This window comes from Geomicrobium sediminis (genome assembly GCF_016908595.1).
In the GTDB taxonomy this organism is placed as follows: domain Bacteria; phylum Bacillota; class Bacilli; order Bacillales; family Marinococcaceae; genus Geomicrobium_A; species Geomicrobium_A sediminis.
In genome coordinates this window covers 225071-244142 of record NZ_JAFBEC010000007.1, presented here as the reverse complement: position 1 = coordinate 244142, position 19072 = coordinate 225071, and the positions used below count along the sequence as shown (strand labels likewise).

19 protein-coding genes and 1 riboswitch are annotated in these 19072 nt (G+C 40.8%); of the genes, 11 read left to right on the top strand and 8 right to left on the bottom strand.

Features of this window, described 5'->3' with window-relative positions; genetic code table 11:
- Positions 1–9 precede the first annotated feature (9 nt).
- From JOD17_RS13180 to JOD17_RS13150, 7 genes are all read left to right on the top strand, one after another.
- Positions 10–483, top strand: a complete 474-nt coding sequence (locus JOD17_RS13180) for a low molecular weight protein-tyrosine-phosphatase (protein ID WP_204698314.1) — start codon at positions 10–12, stop codon at positions 481–483.
- Between the two features lie 184 nt (positions 484–667).
- On the top strand, positions 668–1981 hold the full coding sequence (locus tag JOD17_RS13175; protein WP_204698313.1) for an FAD-dependent oxidoreductase: 1314 nt from the start codon (positions 668–670) through the stop codon (positions 1979–1981).
- Positions 1982–1994: 13 nt separating this feature from the next.
- Positions 1995–2987 carry a class I SAM-dependent methyltransferase gene (locus tag JOD17_RS13170; protein WP_204698312.1) on the top strand — a complete coding sequence of 331 codons (993 nt, stop codon included), beginning with the start codon at positions 1995–1997 and terminating at the stop codon, positions 2985–2987.
- Between the two features lie 71 nt (positions 2988–3058).
- On the top strand, positions 3059–4891 hold the full coding sequence (asnB, locus tag JOD17_RS13165) for an asparagine synthase (glutamine-hydrolyzing) (RefSeq protein WP_204698311.1): 1833 nt from the start codon (positions 3059–3061) through the stop codon (positions 4889–4891).
- A gap of 191 nt (positions 4892–5082) precedes the next feature.
- Positions 5083–6582, top strand: coding sequence for a phytoene desaturase family protein (locus JOD17_RS13160; protein ID WP_204698310.1), 1500 nt, complete (start codon positions 5083–5085; stop codon positions 6580–6582).
- Entirely contained in the window at positions 6579–8042 is a 1464-nt protein-coding gene (locus JOD17_RS13155; RefSeq protein WP_204698309.1) for a phytoene desaturase family protein, read from the top strand. Before JOD17_RS13160 ends, JOD17_RS13155 begins: the two co-directional genes overlap by 4 nt.
- The gene (locus tag JOD17_RS13150) at positions 8035–8919 is read left to right on the top strand and encodes a phytoene/squalene synthase family protein (protein WP_204698308.1); all 885 of its coding nucleotides are present in this window, start codon (positions 8035–8037) and stop codon (positions 8917–8919) included. Before JOD17_RS13155 ends, JOD17_RS13150 begins: the two co-directional genes overlap by 8 nt.
- 17 nt (positions 8920–8936) lie before the next feature.
- Here the strand turns inward: JOD17_RS13150 and JOD17_RS13145 are convergent, their stop codons facing one another.
- From JOD17_RS13145 to uppP, 7 genes are all read right to left on the bottom strand, one after another.
- Positions 8937–10376, bottom strand: coding sequence for a phytoene desaturase family protein (locus JOD17_RS13145; RefSeq protein ID WP_204698307.1), 1440 nt, complete (start codon positions 10374–10376; stop codon positions 8937–8939).
- Positions 10373–11476 (bottom strand): glycosyltransferase family 2 protein, encoded by a 1104-nt coding sequence (locus JOD17_RS13140; RefSeq protein WP_204698306.1) that lies wholly within the window; start codon positions 11474–11476, stop codon positions 10373–10375. The genes JOD17_RS13145 and JOD17_RS13140 overlap by 4 nt, the downstream gene beginning before the upstream one ends.
- On the bottom strand, positions 11473–12174 hold the full coding sequence (locus JOD17_RS13135) for a lysophospholipid acyltransferase family protein (RefSeq protein WP_204698305.1): 702 nt from the start codon (positions 12172–12174) through the stop codon (positions 11473–11475). The genes JOD17_RS13140 and JOD17_RS13135 overlap by 4 nt, the downstream gene beginning before the upstream one ends.
- On the bottom strand, positions 12171–12962 hold the full coding sequence (locus JOD17_RS13130; protein ID WP_204698304.1) for a carotenoid biosynthesis protein: 792 nt from the start codon (positions 12960–12962) through the stop codon (positions 12171–12173). Before JOD17_RS13130 ends, JOD17_RS13135 begins: the two co-directional genes overlap by 4 nt.
- 95 nt (positions 12963–13057) lie before the next feature.
- Complete coding sequence (locus JOD17_RS13125; RefSeq protein ID WP_204698303.1) at positions 13058–14554, bottom strand: NCS2 family permease; 1497 nt, start codon at positions 14552–14554, stop codon at positions 13058–13060.
- A gap of 18 nt (positions 14555–14572) precedes the next feature.
- Positions 14573–15148 (bottom strand): xanthine phosphoribosyltransferase, encoded by a 576-nt coding sequence (locus JOD17_RS13120; RefSeq protein WP_204698302.1) that lies wholly within the window; start codon positions 15146–15148, stop codon positions 14573–14575.
- A 71-nt stretch (positions 15149–15219) separates the two neighbouring features.
- Positions 15220–15319, bottom strand: a riboswitch (purine riboswitch).
- Positions 15320–15512: 193 nt separating this feature from the next.
- Complete coding sequence (uppP, locus tag JOD17_RS13115; protein WP_204698301.1) at positions 15513–16334, bottom strand: undecaprenyl-diphosphatase UppP; 822 nt, start codon at positions 16332–16334, stop codon at positions 15513–15515.
- Positions 16335–16390: 56 nt separating this feature from the next.
- Here uppP and JOD17_RS13110 point away from each other — a divergent pair, with 56 nt between their 5' ends.
- Positions 16391–16936: a redoxin domain-containing protein gene (locus tag JOD17_RS13110; RefSeq protein ID WP_204698300.1), complete on the top strand. Its 546-nt coding sequence runs from the start codon at positions 16391–16393 to the stop codon at positions 16934–16936.
- Here JOD17_RS13110 and mciZ read toward each other — a convergent pair.
- Positions 16933–17070 (bottom strand): Z-ring formation inhibitor MciZ, encoded by a 138-nt coding sequence (gene mciZ / locus JOD17_RS13105; protein ID WP_204698299.1) that lies wholly within the window; start codon positions 17068–17070, stop codon positions 16933–16935. The two genes, JOD17_RS13110 and mciZ, sit on opposite strands and share 4 nt — an antisense overlap.
- A gap of 78 nt (positions 17071–17148) precedes the next feature.
- Between mciZ and JOD17_RS13100 the strand changes: the two genes are divergently transcribed.
- The 3 genes from JOD17_RS13100 (at position 17149) to fur (ending at position 19008) form a co-directional block, all read left to right on the top strand.
- On the top strand, positions 17149–17697 hold the full coding sequence (locus tag JOD17_RS13100; RefSeq protein ID WP_204698298.1) for an NUDIX domain-containing protein: 549 nt from the start codon (positions 17149–17151) through the stop codon (positions 17695–17697).
- 51 nt (positions 17698–17748) lie between these two features.
- Positions 17749–18396 carry a stage II sporulation protein M gene (gene spoIIM / locus JOD17_RS13095; RefSeq protein WP_169962962.1) on the top strand — a complete coding sequence of 216 codons (648 nt, stop codon included), beginning with the start codon at positions 17749–17751 and terminating at the stop codon, positions 18394–18396.
- A gap of 117 nt (positions 18397–18513) precedes the next feature.
- Complete coding sequence (fur, locus tag JOD17_RS13090) at positions 18514–19008, top strand: ferric iron uptake transcriptional regulator (protein WP_239575516.1); 495 nt, start codon at positions 18514–18516, stop codon at positions 19006–19008.
- The last annotated feature ends 64 nt before the right edge of the window (positions 19009–19072 follow it).

Here is a 19072-nt window from a genome sequence, read left to right as displayed (position 1 = left end):
TTTCATTTTATGGTATCGGTTTTATTCCTTTGTTTAGGAAACATCTGCCGCTCACCAATGGCAGAAGCCGTGTTTCGTCAGAAAGTTGAACATGCAGGTTTACGTGATAAAGTAACGATTGACTCTGCTGGAACGGGTCATTGGCATATTGGAGACGGAGCTCACGAAGGCACAATGAAAATATTGAAAGAGAATGATGTTGATTCTACGAACTTGATCGCAAGGCAATTAAAAGAGCAAGATCTTTACGATTATGATCTTGTCATTGCAATGGATGAAAAAAACGAAGCAGACGTCAAGAAACTCCGTAAAGTTGAACATGAAGTAGAGATAAGTAAGTTGCTTGATTACAAAGTAGACCGTAGTGATAAAAACGTCCCGGATCCTTACTTCACGGACAATTTCGAAGAAGTGTATGAATTAATCGATGAGTGTTGTGACGCACTTTTAGCAGACGTTAGAAATCGCTTTTTGCAACAATAAATGAAGTGCACCGACGAATTTGGTTAGAATTCGCTGGTGCATTTCTTAAGTTAATGGTTTGTTGCAGGTTAACCTGACGCTTTATATACAATATTACGTAAAGATTTTGGCTCGACTGCAACGTGCAGTCGAGTTTTTGTTTATCGTTATGAGATTGAGGGTAATTTTTAACAGGTGATAAAAGATGAAAACGACCCAAGTCTTTGTGTCAGGTGGAGGGGTAGGTGGTCTTACACTTGCTCTGAAGCTTGGAATGTGTGGAATATCGGTTGTCGTCATTGAACGAAATAAAAGCAAAAGCCCTCTGTACAAAGGCGAATTGTTGCAGCCAAAGAGCATTGAATTGCTATCTAAACTTGGGCTTGGCGATGAGTTGTATGACGCCTCATTCCCGATTAAGAAATTGCATTCTGAAGAGTGGAAGTGGGAAGGAAATGATGGTTATCTTCGTACCAAAAGCGTTCTTAGTTATCGAACACTAGATCATGAATTTAACTTGGCAAGAATGTTGCCTCATGAAACACTACGAGAATTGCTCGTCAAAAAAATTGAGCAGTTGCCGTCCGTTGAACTGATCAGACCAGCAAAGTTTAAAGGCTTTGAAGACGATGTTGCCATCATTGACCAAAAAGGAGAAAAAAAACGAATTCAAGCTTACTATTACGTAGGCGCTGAAGGGCGCTCTTCAAAAATGCGTAAGGAAATGGGAATTACGTGTGATGAGAAGAAGTACGATCATCACTTTTTAACCGCCTCATTTCCTAGACCAAAGACGTTTACCGATGGACTAGTTGTCGGCGCTCCACATACGTTTTTAGGATTGTTTCCACTGCCAAATGATTACGTTCGTTCTGTGTATCGAATTCCTCCAGGAAGTTATCGGGAGTATAAAGAGCAACCGATTACTTCGTATTATGACCTTCATACGACTTATGTACCTGGATTGAAAGACACGATGACGACAATTACATCGTGGCGAGATGTGCAGTTAATGATCCCGTATCAATTTCAATCTCCCCATTACGTAGTTGATAACAAAGTGATTCTTGGAGATGCAGCACATTCAGTGCATCCAATGGCAGGAGAAGGAATGAATCTTGCCATTCAAGACGCAGACGTTCTTAGTGATTTATTCTGTTGGATGGATGAGAAGGGAAAATGGCGTGATCAGAAATTATTAAAATGGTACGAACGTGTTCGGAAACCACGCGTTGATCAAATGATTGCTCTAAGTCATCGATCGCAACTTGCGTACTCATTCCATAATCCGATTTTTAGAAAGCTTCGCACGCGTGCACTTATTGCTATGGAAGAACGGCCGTTGCTTCATTTCAAGCAAATGTTAAACGTATCTGGTTTGGGGTATTACAAAGCAAATTTGTTTGATTGGTTCAATCATTTAGATGTACTACCTACAAATAACCGATCATCGATATATCCAAAACAAAAGCGACATTTCTACACTGAGCAAGACGACTACCCGTGGAGATTCAAGTAGGAGGAAAACGACTATGCTATTATCGGAATTATCTCGCATGAACTACGCTAGAAAGTGGATGAAATCAAATGAAGCGTTCTTACCAACGTGGCACGCGTTTATTGGCTATCGTTATGGACTTTTTGATACGTTAAAAAAACCGATGAAAGCAAGTGACCTTGCCGAGCAAGAGGGTTTAAACGAAGAACTATTAAACGCCTGGATTGATACAGGACTTGCTGTTGGTCATTTAAAGCAAAAGCGTGGCAAGCGTATACAAAGTGTTAAAGCAATTCAAAAGCAAATGTCGAATCAAGATCCAAAGTCAGTCGGTGTGTTGCTTGAAGAAATGATGACATTACACATCCCGACGTTGCTTCATTATGATCAAAAGCTTGCTCTTGAACCACGGGAACAAGAGGACAACATGAGTCATATGGTCGCTGAAACGTCGTCACTCATTGAGGGAATTTCATACCCGAAAGTGAATCGCGTGATCAAAAAAACGAAAGCGAAGCATATTCTCGACTTAGGTTCGGGATACGGTGGTTATTTAAAACGAATTGCTAAAGATCATCCTGATGCTAATTTAATTGGTATTGACAAAGAAGAAAAGCTCGTGAACGAAGCGCAGAATCGTAACCAATCGAATCAAATCACGTTTAGACAAGACGATATTTTAAGCCAAGGTCATCTTTTTGAGAAGCTAGATTTAGTTATGTTAAACAATGCGTTGTATTATTTTTCAAATGGTGAACGGTCAAAAATCTTTGACTATGTGTATCAAAGTTTACGTGAAAACGGGCATTTTACGATGATTACGCCCCTTGCGAATCATGGTAAAGGTAGAGAGTTTCCTGCAGCTTTTAATTCGTTCATGTGTGCCCATGAAGATATGCAACCACTACCAACAGAAAAAGAAATAAAAAAGCTCGCTAAAATGCATCAGTTCAAAATCAAAACGTCAACACCGCTCATTAGAGAAGGAGGCTGGCATTTTTTCCACCTCGTAAAGCAAGATCAATAATGACGTATTCGCCTGTTTATGCATAGTGTAAGAGAGTGGAGTATGCACATTCCTTGAAAGGGAGGATGAACATGTGCGGCATAACAGGCTGGTTAGATTGGAAGCGTGATTTACGTGGCGAGCAGCAACAAATAGAAGCGATGACCCATTCACTTGATCATCGTGGTCCAGATGCACAAACGACGTTTGTCGATGAACGGGTCGCATTCGGACACACTCGATTAGCTGTAATTGATCCAAGTCGAGGCGGGCAACCGATGACTAGGACATACAAAGACAAAACAGCGACCATTGTTTACAATGGTGAATTGTATAATACAGAGGAGATTCGACAGTCTCTTCTTTCCAAAGGGGTTACGTTTACAACCCATTCAGATACTGAAGTACTCCTTTATGCGTATTTAGTTGAAGGAGAAACGTGTATTGAACGATTCAACGGAATCTTTGCGTTTGTGATTTGGGACGGTGAAGTGTTATTTGCAGCGCGAGATCGTCTAGGCGTTAAACCGTTTTTTTATACAACGACTGAGCACGGTCTTATTTTCGGTTCAGAACTAAAGGCAATTTTAAGCCATCGTGATACAAGTGCAGTGATTGATGAGGAAGGTCTAACAGAAGTCATGACACTTTCTCCTTCTAGGACACCAGGCTTTGGTGTTTTTAAAGGAATGAAAGACTTGCGCCCTGCACACGCCTTACGTTTTGATAAAAACGGACTACGTGTATGGCGCTATTGGCAAGTTGAAAGTAAAGAGCATACAGACAACGTTGAAGATACGGCGCTTAAGGTTCATGACTTACTAGAAGACACTGTGAATCGGCAACTCGTTTCTGATGTACCTGTGGCAACGTTTTTGTCTGGTGGTCTTGATTCAAGTGCGTTAACAGCATTTGCGGCTAAACAATTTGGCGAAAATGAACAGCTGCACACGTTTTCAATTGATTACGAAGATAATCAAACGCACTTCAAGAAAAACGACTTTCAACCCGATGATGATCAAGCCTTTATTAAATTGATGACACAACAATTTGGAACCGTTCATCACGAGAAAGTAATTAAGATCACAACATTAAAAGACATGTTAAAGAATGCTGTAAAAGCAAGAGACTTACCTGGTATGGCTGATATCGATAGCTCATTACTTTGGTTTTCTAAAGAAATCAAAAAACAAGCAACAGTCGCTTTATCTGGAGAGTGTGCAGATGAAATTTTCGGAGGCTATCCGTGGTTCTATAAAAAGGAATTGCTCGAGCGCCCGTTCTTTCCTTGGATGTCTTCTCTTGATTTACGCCAAAATTTACTGCATGCGAATTGGAAGAAGCAATTGTCCTTAAAAGATTACGCAAAGCTTCGTTACGATGAGACAATTAAAGAAACACCCGAATTGACTGGCGAAAATGCAGAAGAACAAAATCGTAGACAAATGTTCTATTTGAATATGATTTGGTTTATGACAACATTACTTGATCGTAAAGATCGCATGAGTATGGCAGCAAGTCTTGAAGTTCGAGTACCATTTGCTGATCATCGTCTTGTAGAGTATGTCTGGAACGTTCCTTGGGAAATGAAGCGGTATAAAGATCGTGAGAAAGGTTTATTACGCAAAGCGTTAGAAGGTGTCTTGCCTCACGACGTGTTATACCGTAAGAAAAGCCCGTATCCGAAAACGCATCATCCAGACTATACAGAGCAAATGGTTCATCTGTCAGAAAATGTGTTAGCGGATCGAAATGCCCCAATTCATGAAATCATTGATTATGAGCAATACAAAACACTCGTTGATTCTAAAGCGAAAAGTATCGATACACCGTTTTTCGGTCAATTAATGAGCGGTCCTCAATTGTTAGCCTATTTATGGCAGTTTAACTATTGGTTAGAATCATACAACGTGCAAATAAAGTAGTAACGAACGAAAAACGAAGCCATTAAACCCGATTGTTTAATGGCTTCGTTTTAATTTTTAGACAAAAATTCTGTTTTGTAGAACGGTTTTCTCGTATAAAGGTTTGTTATGCTCGTTGTTCGGGTAATAACTTGTAAATGTAATACAAGTACATCGTTGTAGTTCAAAAGGTACGACAGAGGGAGGAAAGATTGAATAACAAGCGTATTGCAGTCGTTGGTGCTGGACCTGGAGGATTAGCAGCAGCGATGATGTTATCAAGTTGGGGATATCACGTAGACGTTTTTGAAAAGCATGGAGTCGTGGGGGGAAGAGCCTCGAACTTTTCAATAGATGATTATCGATTTGAACGAGGACCAACATTCCTATCGATGCCATTCATTTTAGAAGAGTTGTTTGCATCATCAGGACGAGTGTTCAGTGATTACGTCCAACTAGAACGCGTCGATCCTATGTACGATTTGATTTTCCCTAATTTGACGTTTCAACCTTCAAGTGATCCGACTCTTACGAGAAAGCGTATTGCAGAAGCGTTTCCTGGAGAAGAAATCGGCTATGATCGTTTCATGAAAGAGACAGGGAAGAAGTGGGAACGGTTGTTACCAGTACTTCAAACGGAACATCGTCAGTTGCGTGATTACGTAAGCAAAAGAGCCATTAAAGCGTTGCCTAACTTATCGATCGGTCGATCACTTTACGATGAACTATCACGATTTTTCAAAGACGAGCGATTAAAATTATCGTTTACATTTCAATCGAAGTACCTCGGCATGTCTCCTTGGAAATGCCCTGGCGCTTTTAGCATCTTATCCTATATGGAACATCGATATGGTGTTTACTATCCAATCGGGGGATTTCAGTCGATTGCGAATGCAATGAAAACGATTATTGAAGAAAATGGTGGCAACGTATTTACACATACAGAAGTAAGTAAAGTGATGACGAAGAATAAGAAAGCGATTGGCATTTCCCTATCGTCAGGAGAAGCTTTCCACTACGACCAAGTCATTGTAAATGCAGATTTCGGACATGCCATTACTGAATTGTTTGAAGAAGAAGACTTAAACCGTTGGACACCACGTAAGCTTAAGAATAAGCAGTTATCTTGTTCATCATTTATGCTCTATCTTGGCGTAAAGAAAACATTTAATGCGAACCACCATAACATTTACTTTGCAAATGACTACAAAAAGAACGTGGAAGAGATTAGTGAGAAGCTCGTACTCTCTAAAGATCCATCGTTTTATGTTCACCATCCGTCTGTTTCCGACAGTAGTGTCGATAAAAATGGGCAATCGAGCCTATACGTGCTTGCTCCTGTTCCGAACAATCGTAGTCAAATTGATTGGAGCAAAGAAAAAAACGCATACAGCAATCACCTGATCGAGAAAATGCAACAAAAAACAAACTTCACGTTTTCAGAATCGGACATAGACGTGTTATCGATCTATACGCCAAAGGATTGGGAGCAGGAGATGAATGTGTATGAAGGTGCAACGTTTAATCTCGGGCATCAGCTGAGTCAAATGATGTATTTTAGACCGCACAATCGATTCCAAGACGTTGACAATTGTTGGCTAGTAGGAGGAGGAACTCACCCTGGTAGTGGACTTCCGACTATTTATGAATCTGCTCGCATCACGGCGAAAGCCATTGAAAAAACATATGGAAGGTTGAGGGATTCAATTTGAAAACAGCCATTATCGGTGGTGGAATCGGTGGTATGATGACCGCTTTAAACCTCACGAAAGAAGACCTCACAACGCGTACGATTACGATTTATGAAAAAGACGAAAGACTAGGCGGCAGGTTACGTTATAAAGAGCGCGATGGATATAAAGTTGATGAAGGTCCGACCATCGTTCTTTTACCGAACTTATTAATTTCATTGTTAGAAAGTGCAGGTATTGATTGTGAGCAACTTGACATGCTCCGTTGCGATCCATTGTATGCCTTGCATTATGAAGACGGTCAAACGTTTTATAAATGGAGTGACGAGCAGTTACAAATGGAAGAAATCAAGCGTCATTATCCAGGTGAAGAAGAAGGCTACAAAAAATACATGACTGTCATGAAAGAGAACTTTAATTCCGGAAAAGAAGCGTTTTTAGACCAGGCTTTTGTCGATCGCAAACAATTTTTCACGTTAGAAAATACGAGAAAACTTTTAAAAATGCACGTGTATGAGTCAATGAATAAAACGACGTCTCGATATTTTAAATCTAAACGATTACAAGAAGCGTTCAGTTTTCAATCCCTTTATATCGGTGGCAATCCTAAAGCAACGCCGGCTCTTTATTCATTAATTCCATACAGTGAACATGCTGACGGGATTTGGTATGTGAGAGGTGGATACGCCAAGTTAGCACAGATCTTACAGCAAGAATTAGAACGTCGAGGCGTTACGATTAAGCTTAAAACAGCGGTCAAAGAAGTGATTACAGAAGGAAATGTTGCGACAGGCATTGTTGAGGAGCATGGAGGTTTACAACACTTTGACGAAGTGATCGTCAATGGTGACTTGCCGATGATGGACCGTTTATTTACAACGCATAAGACGAAGAGAACCTATGAACCATCATCTGGTTGTTTGCTCATTTATGCAGGGGTTGACGGTGCGTATGACGAACAGAATATTCACCAATTCTTTATGAGTAATGAACATGAGCAACATATGAATGATGTTTTTAAGGAGAAAAAATGGCATAACAATCCTTCATTTTATCTGTTTAATCCATCGATGATTGACGACACGTTGGCACCAGCTGGGAAAAGTGTTCTTTATTTTCTTGTACCTGCACCAGTTAATGAGACGTTAGACAATGAAGCAGAGTATGTCGAACGAGTATTGCAACGTGCTGAGCAACAGTACGAAGGCTTACGGGAGCGAATTGAATGGTTTGAAGTGAAAACACCACAAGACGCTGCTTTAGAAGGGCTGTTTGCAGGAGGGAGCTTTGGAATTGCTCCATCATATAAACAATCGGGTGTATTTCGTCCTCAGTTCCAACCGTACGCCTACAAAAATGTCTATGCCGTTGGTGCGTCCATTCATCCAGGAGGCGGCATACCAATTGTCATGCAAGGCGCTCAACTACTCGTAGATCATCTGCTAACAAAGGAAATGAAGGAGCGGCGATCACATGCTTAGTAAACGAGAAGCGTATCAGCGCTGTAAAACTCAAATCGATAAACATAGTAAGACGTTTTCGAAAGCTTTTCAATCTTTACCGACGGCAAATCGACAAGCGGTGTGGGCGGTTTATGCGTTTTGTAGATACGCCGATGACATTGTTGATGAAGGGGCAAACCCTAAAGAGCAACTACTCGAATTTGAACGGGAATTTCAGTTGTTCTTAGAAAACAATCAACGACATGTTGAACACAAAGAGGAAACGTCATATATCTGGATCGCATTGGAAGATGTTTTTCAAACGTTTACGATGAGACACGAACCGTTTTTAGATATGATACAAGGTCAACAATTTGACTTAGAAGAACAACGGTTTGCTACGCTTGCTCATACAGAAACGTATGGATATTATGTAGCCGGTAGTGTTGGGTTGATGTTGCAACCAATTTTAGCGCCTAAGCGATCGTACGAAGAGATGAAAGACGGTGCGGTGGCGCTTGGCGTTGCTATGCAAATAACGAACATTTTACGAGACATCGGTGAAGATTACGAGATTGATCGCTTGTATGTGCCACAGTCCTTACTCAACATGCATCCAAAGGCAATGGAAGCAATCACAACGAAAACAGTCAATGATGATTTTGTAATGGTCTGGGAGCAAATGGCTTCTAGAGCGGATGAGTTATATGAAGAAGCATTACGAACGATTCATTATTATCCAATTTACTCCCGGTTTTCGGTGAAAGCTGCAGCGCACTTGTATTGGAAGATTCTCGATAAAGTTCGTAGCAACGGGTACAATGTATTTCATGAGCGTTCGTACGTCGACCAAACTGAAAAGAAACTAATTCTTGAACAAATCCAAATTGAAGGAACTGAAAATGCAATAAGCTAAAAATGACAGTGCACAAGTTAGTGCACTGTCATTTTCTTCGTATGGCTAGCGGCGAGTTTACCACTTAAAACGACGAGCGGTGAGCCACCACCTGGGTGAGTAGAGCCACCGGTAAAGGTAAGGTTGTTAAACGTAGTTGATGCGTTAAAAGGACGTAGAAATGCCTGACGTAATGTATTTGAACTGAGTCCGTAAATCGCGCCTTTGTATGCGCCAAACTCTCTGGCAATATCCATAGGAGTGAAAGTGTTCATTTGTTGATCATATTCTATATTCACACCAAACGTTTGTAAGCGTTTAAAGATCAGTGAGCGATACGTTTCACTGTCGTAAATGAGACTATCTGATAAAGCAGGTGCGTTAACTAGAACGTATAAGTTATCTCCGTGACGTCGTTGAGTACGGTCGGTACTACTGCTGTTGCTAATGTAGATTGTCGGTTCATCTACGTATCGTTTTGCTTTGAAAAGCTCATGAAACTCACGTTTATAATTATCTGCGAAGTACACTTGGTGATGATGTTGCAAGTTCTTTTGAGGTTGGTTATTCCGTAACATCATCACAAATGCTGATGATGACGGTGTGAATGATCGTTCAGCTGGAGGGGGTGTTTTTAACAACGTACTCGTTTGTGTTAACAGGTCTCCATTTAAAATGACATGATCACAAGTATAAGATTGATCGGCTTGTGTAATAACTTCGGTGATTTTTTTCTCATGCGTGCGAAGAGAGGTTGCTTCTTCGCCGTAGTGAAACGACACACCATTATTTTTCGCACATGACTCTAATCGTTTTGCAATCTTTGTGTTTCCTCCTTGTACGTAATAGACGCCATCATTAAATTCTAAATGAGCAATCATCGTAAATGTAGCCGGTACTTGATAAGGAGAGGAACCAACATACGTCCCATAACGATCAAGTGCTTGAATGAGTCGCTCATCTTTAAATAATGAGCGATGGAACGCGTGCATCGTTGTAAACGGCTTTACAGCTGTTAAAGCGGTCGCTAAGCGTGGGTTCAAATAGTCACGCCAACTTGTAAAACTACGGGTGAAAAAATGTGTTTTTGACATGTGAAAGATTCGAGCAACTGTTTTTTTGTACTGCTGAAATGCTGAGTAATCGGATTGAGAAAGCTGTTCTTCCATCGTACGTTCATCACTTGAAAAGAGTAGTGGTGCATCATTTTTAAAGTAATTCATCGTATGGTCTTGAAGTTTAATGAATGGAAGTGGCTCATCGTCTCCGCCATAGGTGAGAACGTCCTGGAAAACGTCAGGCATTGTAATCGTATTTGGGCCAAAGTCAAAGGACGCATCACCGACAGTTTGCTTATGGAGCTTGCCACCAGGTTGGTTGCGTTTTTCTAAAACCGTAACATCATAACCGTCTCGACTTAAATAGATGGCTGCAGACAATCCGCCAAGTCCGGCACCAATAATAACAACTCGTTTCATTGATACGTCCGTCCTTTCCATGTGTATCCTTTTGAACGTGTATTTACGTACATGGAACGTAGTAATAGCGCAAGTAAACATAGGATGGCAATCGGGTGAAATAAAGAGAGTAGTGGTGATTCTTTTACTCGTAGGTCGATCGCGAGTCGAATGAGTACTACAACTCCGTAAGGGATGAGTAACCAACTGTTCAACGTAACGACACCATATATGGCAATAACAAATGGAGCAATGAACGTTATCGTGTAAAAAAGAGTAAGTACAAGTGCAAGAACATAAGAGCGACCAATACCTGTAAAGACGTTTTTCGTAAATCCATCCCATACTTCACGGTTCGTGTCGTACATATAGCAGTCAACATAATCTGTAATGTTAGCTAATATCGCTCGGTTACCACTTCGTTTTACAGCACGCATGAGTGCAACGTCGTCTACAATTTCACCTCTAACTCCTTCATGCCCACCTGCTTTTTCGTATGCGGTTTTCGTAAACATCATAAAGCTCCCATGAGCAGCACTTGCTTTTATCATGGAAGAATGATTGGCAAGGTAAAGTGGCAAGTGAAAACCAACGAGAAAGTGTTGCAACGGAATAAGCAAGTATCCGAGAATCCCTTTCTTAATGAACTTAGGAAAGCCTGATAGAAATCCAGCACGTTTTTTGAGTAGCAGTTGAATGCTTGCTTCAATCGTTTTCGGGCGGATGGTTACATCGGCATCTAAAAACAACAAATAGTCACCGTTCGCTCTCTTTGAAAGCTGATGACAAGCGTGGACTTTTCCGATCCAGCCAGATGGAAGGGGAGCGCCATCGATGACCGATGCATTTGAAAAGCGTTGCAAACCTGATTCTAGTAGTGAACGTGTGTTGTCGGTGGATTGGTCGTCAAGAATGATTAGTTCACTATTGGCAGGCATTGCTTCGTATAAACTAGACAATAATGTTTTTACGTTACGCTCTTCATTACGCATTGGCACGAGAATACTCACGCACGACGCATTCTTCTCATTCGCTGAATACGTCAGACGAGGCATAAATACGCCATTTACAACCGTCCATATGAACAGCAACACTAACAACAAGCATAGTGAGACAATCATTGCTTTCTCTCCGATCTACGTGATAGCGTCTGAAACCATTCACTTATCGTCCTTCTTCCTGCAACGAACGTTTCAAATTGTTGAAGATTACCTGTAATCACCGAATTGCGTAGACGATCTAGCTGTCTAGTCATCTGTTCTTCAAATGTTTCGATGGTTGTGTGGGTCAGGGTGCACGTTTGTACGTGGATAAAAACTTCAGGCTTTTGTTCCCTTAAAAACGTATAGTATGCACTAATAAACGTAACATCACCATGTGGTGCTTTGTTATGAAAATGAACGACCCCACGCTGGACTGCTAACGGTCGAAGTTCTTGATGACGTTCTTCTCCTTGTGGAAACAACCATACTGACTTTTTGGATTGTAGCAATGATTGCGTGTAACGATAACTCGTTCGCAATTTCCCTCGATCTTTGGAATTGATTGAAAAAGCACCAAGACGTCGGAAAAACGGAAACTTCTGCAAGCCTTCTTCATCCATCATCATGTACGCATCACTGTTAAACAGCTTTTCGTTTAATAATAAACAGAGCAACCCATCCCACCAACTGCTATGATTCATCACGAAAAGCGACGTAGGTTGTTTGTTGATACGCTCATCTAAAACGTGTATGCCGTAAAAGTTTTTACGGAATTGCCATAACATAAACGGGCGAAAAATTGCATGAAACAGACGACTTTTATTCGCTTTGATCATAAATGACTCCGGTTAAAACGATTTGTTATCAAGCGAGCAACAACCATCGTTACAACACCTGAAATAGCGGCTAACCATAAACCGTTGACCGCACATAAAAAGGTAAACATAAAAACGATCATATAAAACAGCGCAACGGTACGAGGCCACCAGTACGCGTGAACTTGTTTGTCCCATACTCGTGCGAGATGAAAGAATACATAAATAAAGCTGTGTAGAACAAAAGCAACGATAAACCAACCAACAAAATTCGAAAATGGAATACCGTAATAAAAGCCATCGGTACCGCCCCATTCCCAATACGTCTTGACTTCAAAAGCGACGGGGTCGATCACGAGGTCAATAGCAACAGCAAAAAGGCTTGCCGTTAATACGTATCCGAATCCTTTAACAACGCTGGACTTTACGTGGCTAAACCACGGTGAAACGAGGGCGTGTGTTGTAGCGATTACCATAAGCCAAGCAGTGCCAATTGTAAACGGTACATTAAAAAACACGAGCCCGAAATCTGGATTATAATCATAATCTCCAAAAAGAAGACCTGTACTAACACCAAATACTTCTGCAGTGATCGAAAACACCATAATAACGACAACCGTAACGCCACCAATGAATAGGCCGTATGTACGAATAAAGTAAAAACCACCAAGAATCCCACACAAAATTAAAAAAACGGCGTTTGCCCATTCTAATGGTGGGGGTACAAGATCAAACGTGAGTAAAAAGATGCCGACGGTATACCAAAAGACAAACAGACGAAAAGTAACCAGATCAATTTTCGAGTTCAAACAATTCACACCTTTTTAGGTTGGTAGAGCTTCAGATTAACACAAAACCCTCGAAGAATCGCAACATACGCTTCGATTCTTCGAGGGTTTTGGAGTTAGAGATGTTTAATTTTGTTACGTCTTGCTTGAATGCTATAAAATGCGAACAATACGACGAGCACGAGATACGCTAATGTGTAAGGTGGTGCAGCGTTAAAGGCGAGTTCTGAAGCATGAGTAAAGCCGAAATACGAAAGGAGAGCACCGAAGAACGCGTACAGTGCAGCTTGATCAAATCGGTGATCAATAATAAACACCGTAATTGCACCTAGTACGATTCCTGTGAACATGGCCCCTTCACCGAGAGGTGTTAAACCTGTTGAAATACCATCAATAACATGTGCTGCGTCTCCTTGAAAACGCGTCATAATGTAGTTGGCAACGTAAGGAAGAAGGGCAATTACGACAGCAGGGTAATACTTCTTCGCATTCGTATGGAATGCGGTCGCTACCATACTCACACCTGCAAAAACTAAGATTGGTGCAACGGCTGCAGTCGGGATAATGGTAGATAGTGCGCCAATTAAACCGAAAATCGCAGCAACAAAAAAGACAATTCCATTTAATAAGCTATAACCGCGTCCAGCGCCCATCCATTTCGAGCCGATGGATGCGATGTATACCGTTGTTGGGAAAACACCACCGAAAAATGTACCTAAAATCGTACCACTACCATCTACAGCTTGGCATTCACGAACGTCATAGCGATCGCCTTCAGCTGCCATGGCAGCAGTGTTGTTCATCGTTTCAACGGCATTGTAAAGCGTGATCGGTAAGATAACAGCAAGTAGCCCTACAAATCCGGTAAACAAAGCTTGGAAACCGTGGAACACTTCTAGACTCGGAATAAATGGATAAAAGCCAACTTGATCGAGCGCAGTGCTCACATCTTGTAACGTAATCTCTCCTAATGAGAATGCTAGTATCGTTCCGACGATAATTGCGAATAAAGAAGACGGAATATTAAACGGTAACGCTACTTTTCCAAGAATTCCAAGAAGAATAATAAATAGTGCAACTAAACCGACGACAGGTAGAGCGAACACTTCAAAAAGCATCTCACCTGCTATAAACGTGAGGGCAACACCTGCTAAAGCTCCGAGCATTGCTGGTCGTGGTAGGTGCTTCGTTAACCAATTTCCACTAAAGGAAATCAGTACTTCAATTAATCCACTTATAAAACATGCAGCTAAGCCGATGCGAAAGGCGAGTTCAGCATTGCCGCCTGTGAGTGTATAGGCAGGAGCAAGCACTCCGAAAAGAAAAACGAACATAACAGGCGTACTAATTCCATACGCTAAAGCCGTCACGTCTGAGCGGTTTTCTTTCACTGCAAGACGCTTGGCTTGATAAGAGTAATAAATGTTTCCCGCAATAACAGCAATTGCAGCTCCTGGAATCACTTTCGTAAAAACGATGTCCGCCGGAAATCCAATTGTAAGCATCGTAGCCGCAATAATAACGAAGTTTGCAAGGTTGTTTTGAAATAACGCGAAAAATGCATCGATATCTTGCCGTTTAAATAGTGGATAGTGGACCGTTCCCGACTTCAAAAAAACAACCCCTTCGTTTTACTCGTGTATAAATTCGATATGATCCATTTCAAGCGTTTCAATTCTAGCAAGCGATTCGACATGGTAGTTACGATCGTCTAGTTTTTTACGACCAGGTTGAAAAGACTTTTCAATAACGATTGCAATGGCACTTACCGAAGCACCCGCTTGTTCTACGACATCACATAAGCCAAGGGCAGCTTCACCGTTTGCCAAAAAGTCATCAACGAGAACAACATGGTCATCGCTTGAGAGAAATTGCTTGGAAATCGTAACCGTACGTGACACTTGCTTTGTAAATGAATACACATCTGCTGTGTAAACAGAGTCGTCCATCGTAATCGACTTTTGTTTACGTGCGAAAACCATTTCAACTCCGTATAGTTTTGCGAGCATAAGTGCAGGTGCAATTCCTGAGGATTCAATCGTAACGATTTTTGTTACAGGTACGCCTTCTAGACGCTTTTTCCATTCAATCGCCATCTCTTCCATTAATTGTGGATCTATTTGGTGATTTAAAAAAGTGTCAACCTTTAAGACACCTGATCCTAATACAAGTCCGTCTTGGACGATTCGTTCTTCTAGTAATCTCATGTGATGCTCCCCCTAATCTAATAACAACTAAAAACCCCACGCTCACAACGAGTGAACGTGGGGCATAAGTGTATGCATCACCATTCACTCGTAGTCGGAAGATTACGGTCTTCCGGTAGAAACTTGCAAGCCAATCCTTGCGATTATACGAGCGGTTTGTATATCAAGTATTAACGCATTATAACGTAGGTTCGACTATTTGCATAGATGATGAATCGATAGTTTACTCACAAAATAAAAGTTCGATTAGCGTGAAAACAAAAACACACCTTACAGAGTGTAAGGTGTGAACAATTGATGACACATCGAAGATTCACATGTATGTCTTTGACAAGACACGTAGTGGTCGTTATCGTAAAAGTACTTACACATGAGTTGGATCTAAGAAAATAAACACGAAGATCGCAAGTGCAAAGCAGTAAATCGCAAAGTAGTATAATTTGCTTTTCTCAAGCCAGCCGATTAGCCACTTAATACCGATGATTGAGAAGATAAACGTAACAACGAAGGCTACGATAAGTGACAATGGACCAGCGCCTTCCATTCCTCCAGACATTAAATCGCGAATCGCTAGAATCGATGAACCTAAAATTACAGGAATGGATAGCAAGAATGAAAAGCGAACGGCTGTTTTCTTTTCAAGTCCAAGTGCAAGACCTGTAATTAACGTTGATCCTGAACGAGAAATTCCAGGTATAACGGCTAGTGTTTGCGCAAGACCAATGACAACGGAGTCAATGAAGTTCATTTCATTAATTCCACGTGTATGTTTGTACTTAATTCTTTCGATTACGAGAAGGAAAATACCCGTTAATAGTAAAGCACTACCTAACACAAATGGTGTTTTTAGAAATTGGTTAGCATAATCTTCTAGCACGAGACCGAGCACACCAGTAATACCTGTTGCGATTACTAGGTAAAGAGCGAATAGAAATGCTGGTCTGTCTTGTGCTTTTCGTTCGGTGATGAACCGAAGCGATCCAGTCACAATGGCTAAAATATCTTTACGGAAAAAGATAACGACCGCAAGCATTGAAGCAATGTGCAGCAAGATTTCGAACGTAAGACCTTCGAAGTTCGTGCCAAAAATAAATTGCAAAATGACGAGGTGTGCAGTACTTGAAATCGGTAAAAACTCAGTGAGACCTTGTACAATTCCAAAAATAATCGCTTCCCAAACAGACATAATAATGGTTTCTCCTTCCAAAACAGAAAAAAGGTATTCAATTCGAGGTGAAAAAGTTGAAAATACGTAAATGGTTAACGGTTGCTGCGGTAGCGATTGCCGCAGTTGTTAGTTTAAGTATCATCTATGAAAATGTATCGTCTCCTCCCGTCGGTGTCAACCAAGGAATGCAAGCACCTGACTTTACGTTAGAACGAGGCGATGTAGAAGGCGAAAAAATGAGTCTAAAAGATCAAGAAGGTCAGTTTGTTATTTTGAATCTGTGGGCTTCTTGGTGTGAACCGTGTATTGAAGAATTACCGTTATTGAGTGACATGCACACATCATATAAAGACGATGGTGTTGTTGTACTAGCGGTTAACATGACAACATACGAACGTCAAATTGACAATGCGTTTGAGTTTTTAGATGAACATCCGGTTGAGATGCCAATTTTAATGGATTATGATGGAGAGTTTCTAGCGACGTATCCACTTCAAGCATTACCGACGACGTACTTAATTAATGAAGATGGAGTAATTGTTGATATTATTGTCGGTGAATTAACCGATGAAATGGTTGAGCGAAGAATCACACCATTTATTGACCAACGTACGGCTTAACGTTTGAGTTGTTGCATCGCATCAGACCATTCTTTTACTGTAGTAAAATGTTTTTCATAGTGTTTAATCATATGAAGAACTTGCCAGCTTTTTCCTTGTAGAATGACACGGTCTTGATCTACGTATAGTTTCATGTGTACCTCCTGTACAACCGTTGTGGTACAGTCATATGCAAAGGAATTATTGATTATACGTATTGTGGAGGCGAGCCAATGGACCTAACAGAAAAAACGGTAAAGAAAGAAACGGTGTTTGAAGGTAAAGTCATCACGCTTGAACTGCACGACGTGACGCTTCCGGATGAATCAAGTGGAAAACGAGAAGTCATTAAGCATCCAGGTGCTGTAGCAGTGTTAGCAGTGACCCCTGAAGGAACAATTCCTCTCATCCGCCAGTATCGTAAAGCGAGTGAACAAACATTGCTAGAAATTCCTGCAGGAAAAAAAGAAGCGGGTGAAGAGCCGCTTGAGACGGCAAAGCGTGAATTAAAGGAAGAGACAGGGTACAGTGCATCACGCCTCATTGACATCGGTGGTTTTTATACGTCACCAGGTTTTGCAGATGAGTATATTCATATTTATCTAGCCGAAAATGTTTCGAAAGGTGAAGCGAATACTGATGAAGATGAGTTTCTTGAAATCGAGATGTGGTCAAAGGAAGAAGCGATCCAGTTTGCGCTACAAGGAAAATTTAATGACGCAAAAACCGCATACAGTTTATTGCAATTGTTTGCCAGAGAGAATCTAGCAGACAAGTCATAAATCTATGAGCCTTCTCATACGTTCAAGTAATGGTATGAGGAGGTTTTTTATATGAAATTTAGACAATTTGTAGAGCGTCAAGTATATATGCACGTTGCTGAATACCGTTCATTGTATGTGTTTTTGGCTGTGTTGTTTTTTACAGGCATTATTTTTGGCGCTGTTGTTGTTAATAGTTTAAGCTTGTCTCAAAAAGACGATTTGTTCATTTATTTACAACAGTTTTTCGGACAAGTTGGTGATGGTCAAGTGACAGCAGATCGCGATTTGTTTTGGGAGAGTTTAATGTATAATGTGAAATACATCGGATTGATGTTTATTCTCGGATTATCCGTCATTGGTTCACCACTCATTTTATTGTTATTGTTTTTAAAAGGAATGGCGATCGGTTTTACCGTCGGTTTTCTCGTTAATCAGATGGGTGTACCTGGTTTTTCATTATCGCTCGTTAGTGTACTCCCACAAAATTTAATCGTCGTGCCGGTCATGATTATCGTTGCTGTTATGAGTGTGGCGTTTTCGTTTCGTCTCATTCGTCAACAATTTATGAAAGTACAGCGTCAAGAACCAATTTTTCCGCATTTCTTTCGCATGTGCTTGTTTTTACTCGTTGCTGTCGTCTTACTTGCAAGTGCAAGTGCAATTGAAGCATTTTTGTCACCTACATTACTTTCATGGGTAACTGAAAATGTTGTTTAATTATATCGATTATTAGTTTATAATGATTATTATATGAAAACGATAATGATTATCGTTTAGTATTGACACGAAATAAGATCAATCATATAATTATGAAAGACCTCAAGGGGGGAGATTATGGCTGTGAAAGAACGCATGGACTATATCAAAAAGCAGTTGCATTCTCAAAGTTATAAGTTAACGCCCCAAAGAGAAGCAACTGTTGAAGTGTTGCTTGAGAACGAAGAAGACCATTTAAGTGCAGAGGATGTATACTTACTCGTTAAAGATAAAGCACCTGAAATTGGTTTAGCGACCGTGTATCGTACGCTTGAATTACTAAATGAACTTGAAATTGTCGATAAAATTAACTTCGGAGATGGCGTGTCGCGCTACGACTTGCGCAAAGAAGGTGCAAACCATTCTCATCACCATCTCGTCTGCATTCAATGCGGTGACGTTTCTGAGATTGAAGAAGATTTGCTCGGAGAAGTTGAAGTGAAAGTTGAACGTGAATGGCAATTTAAGATTAAAGATCATCGTCTTACATTCCACGGGGTATGTAGTAAATGTCAACGTGAGAAAGACTCAACAAATGAAGAAGTCGGACGACAAACGGTCGACCAACTGTAAGCTGTATTCATTGATTCATGAATGCAGCTTTTTTCTATGTGAACACGTATAGTTCTTCCTTTCC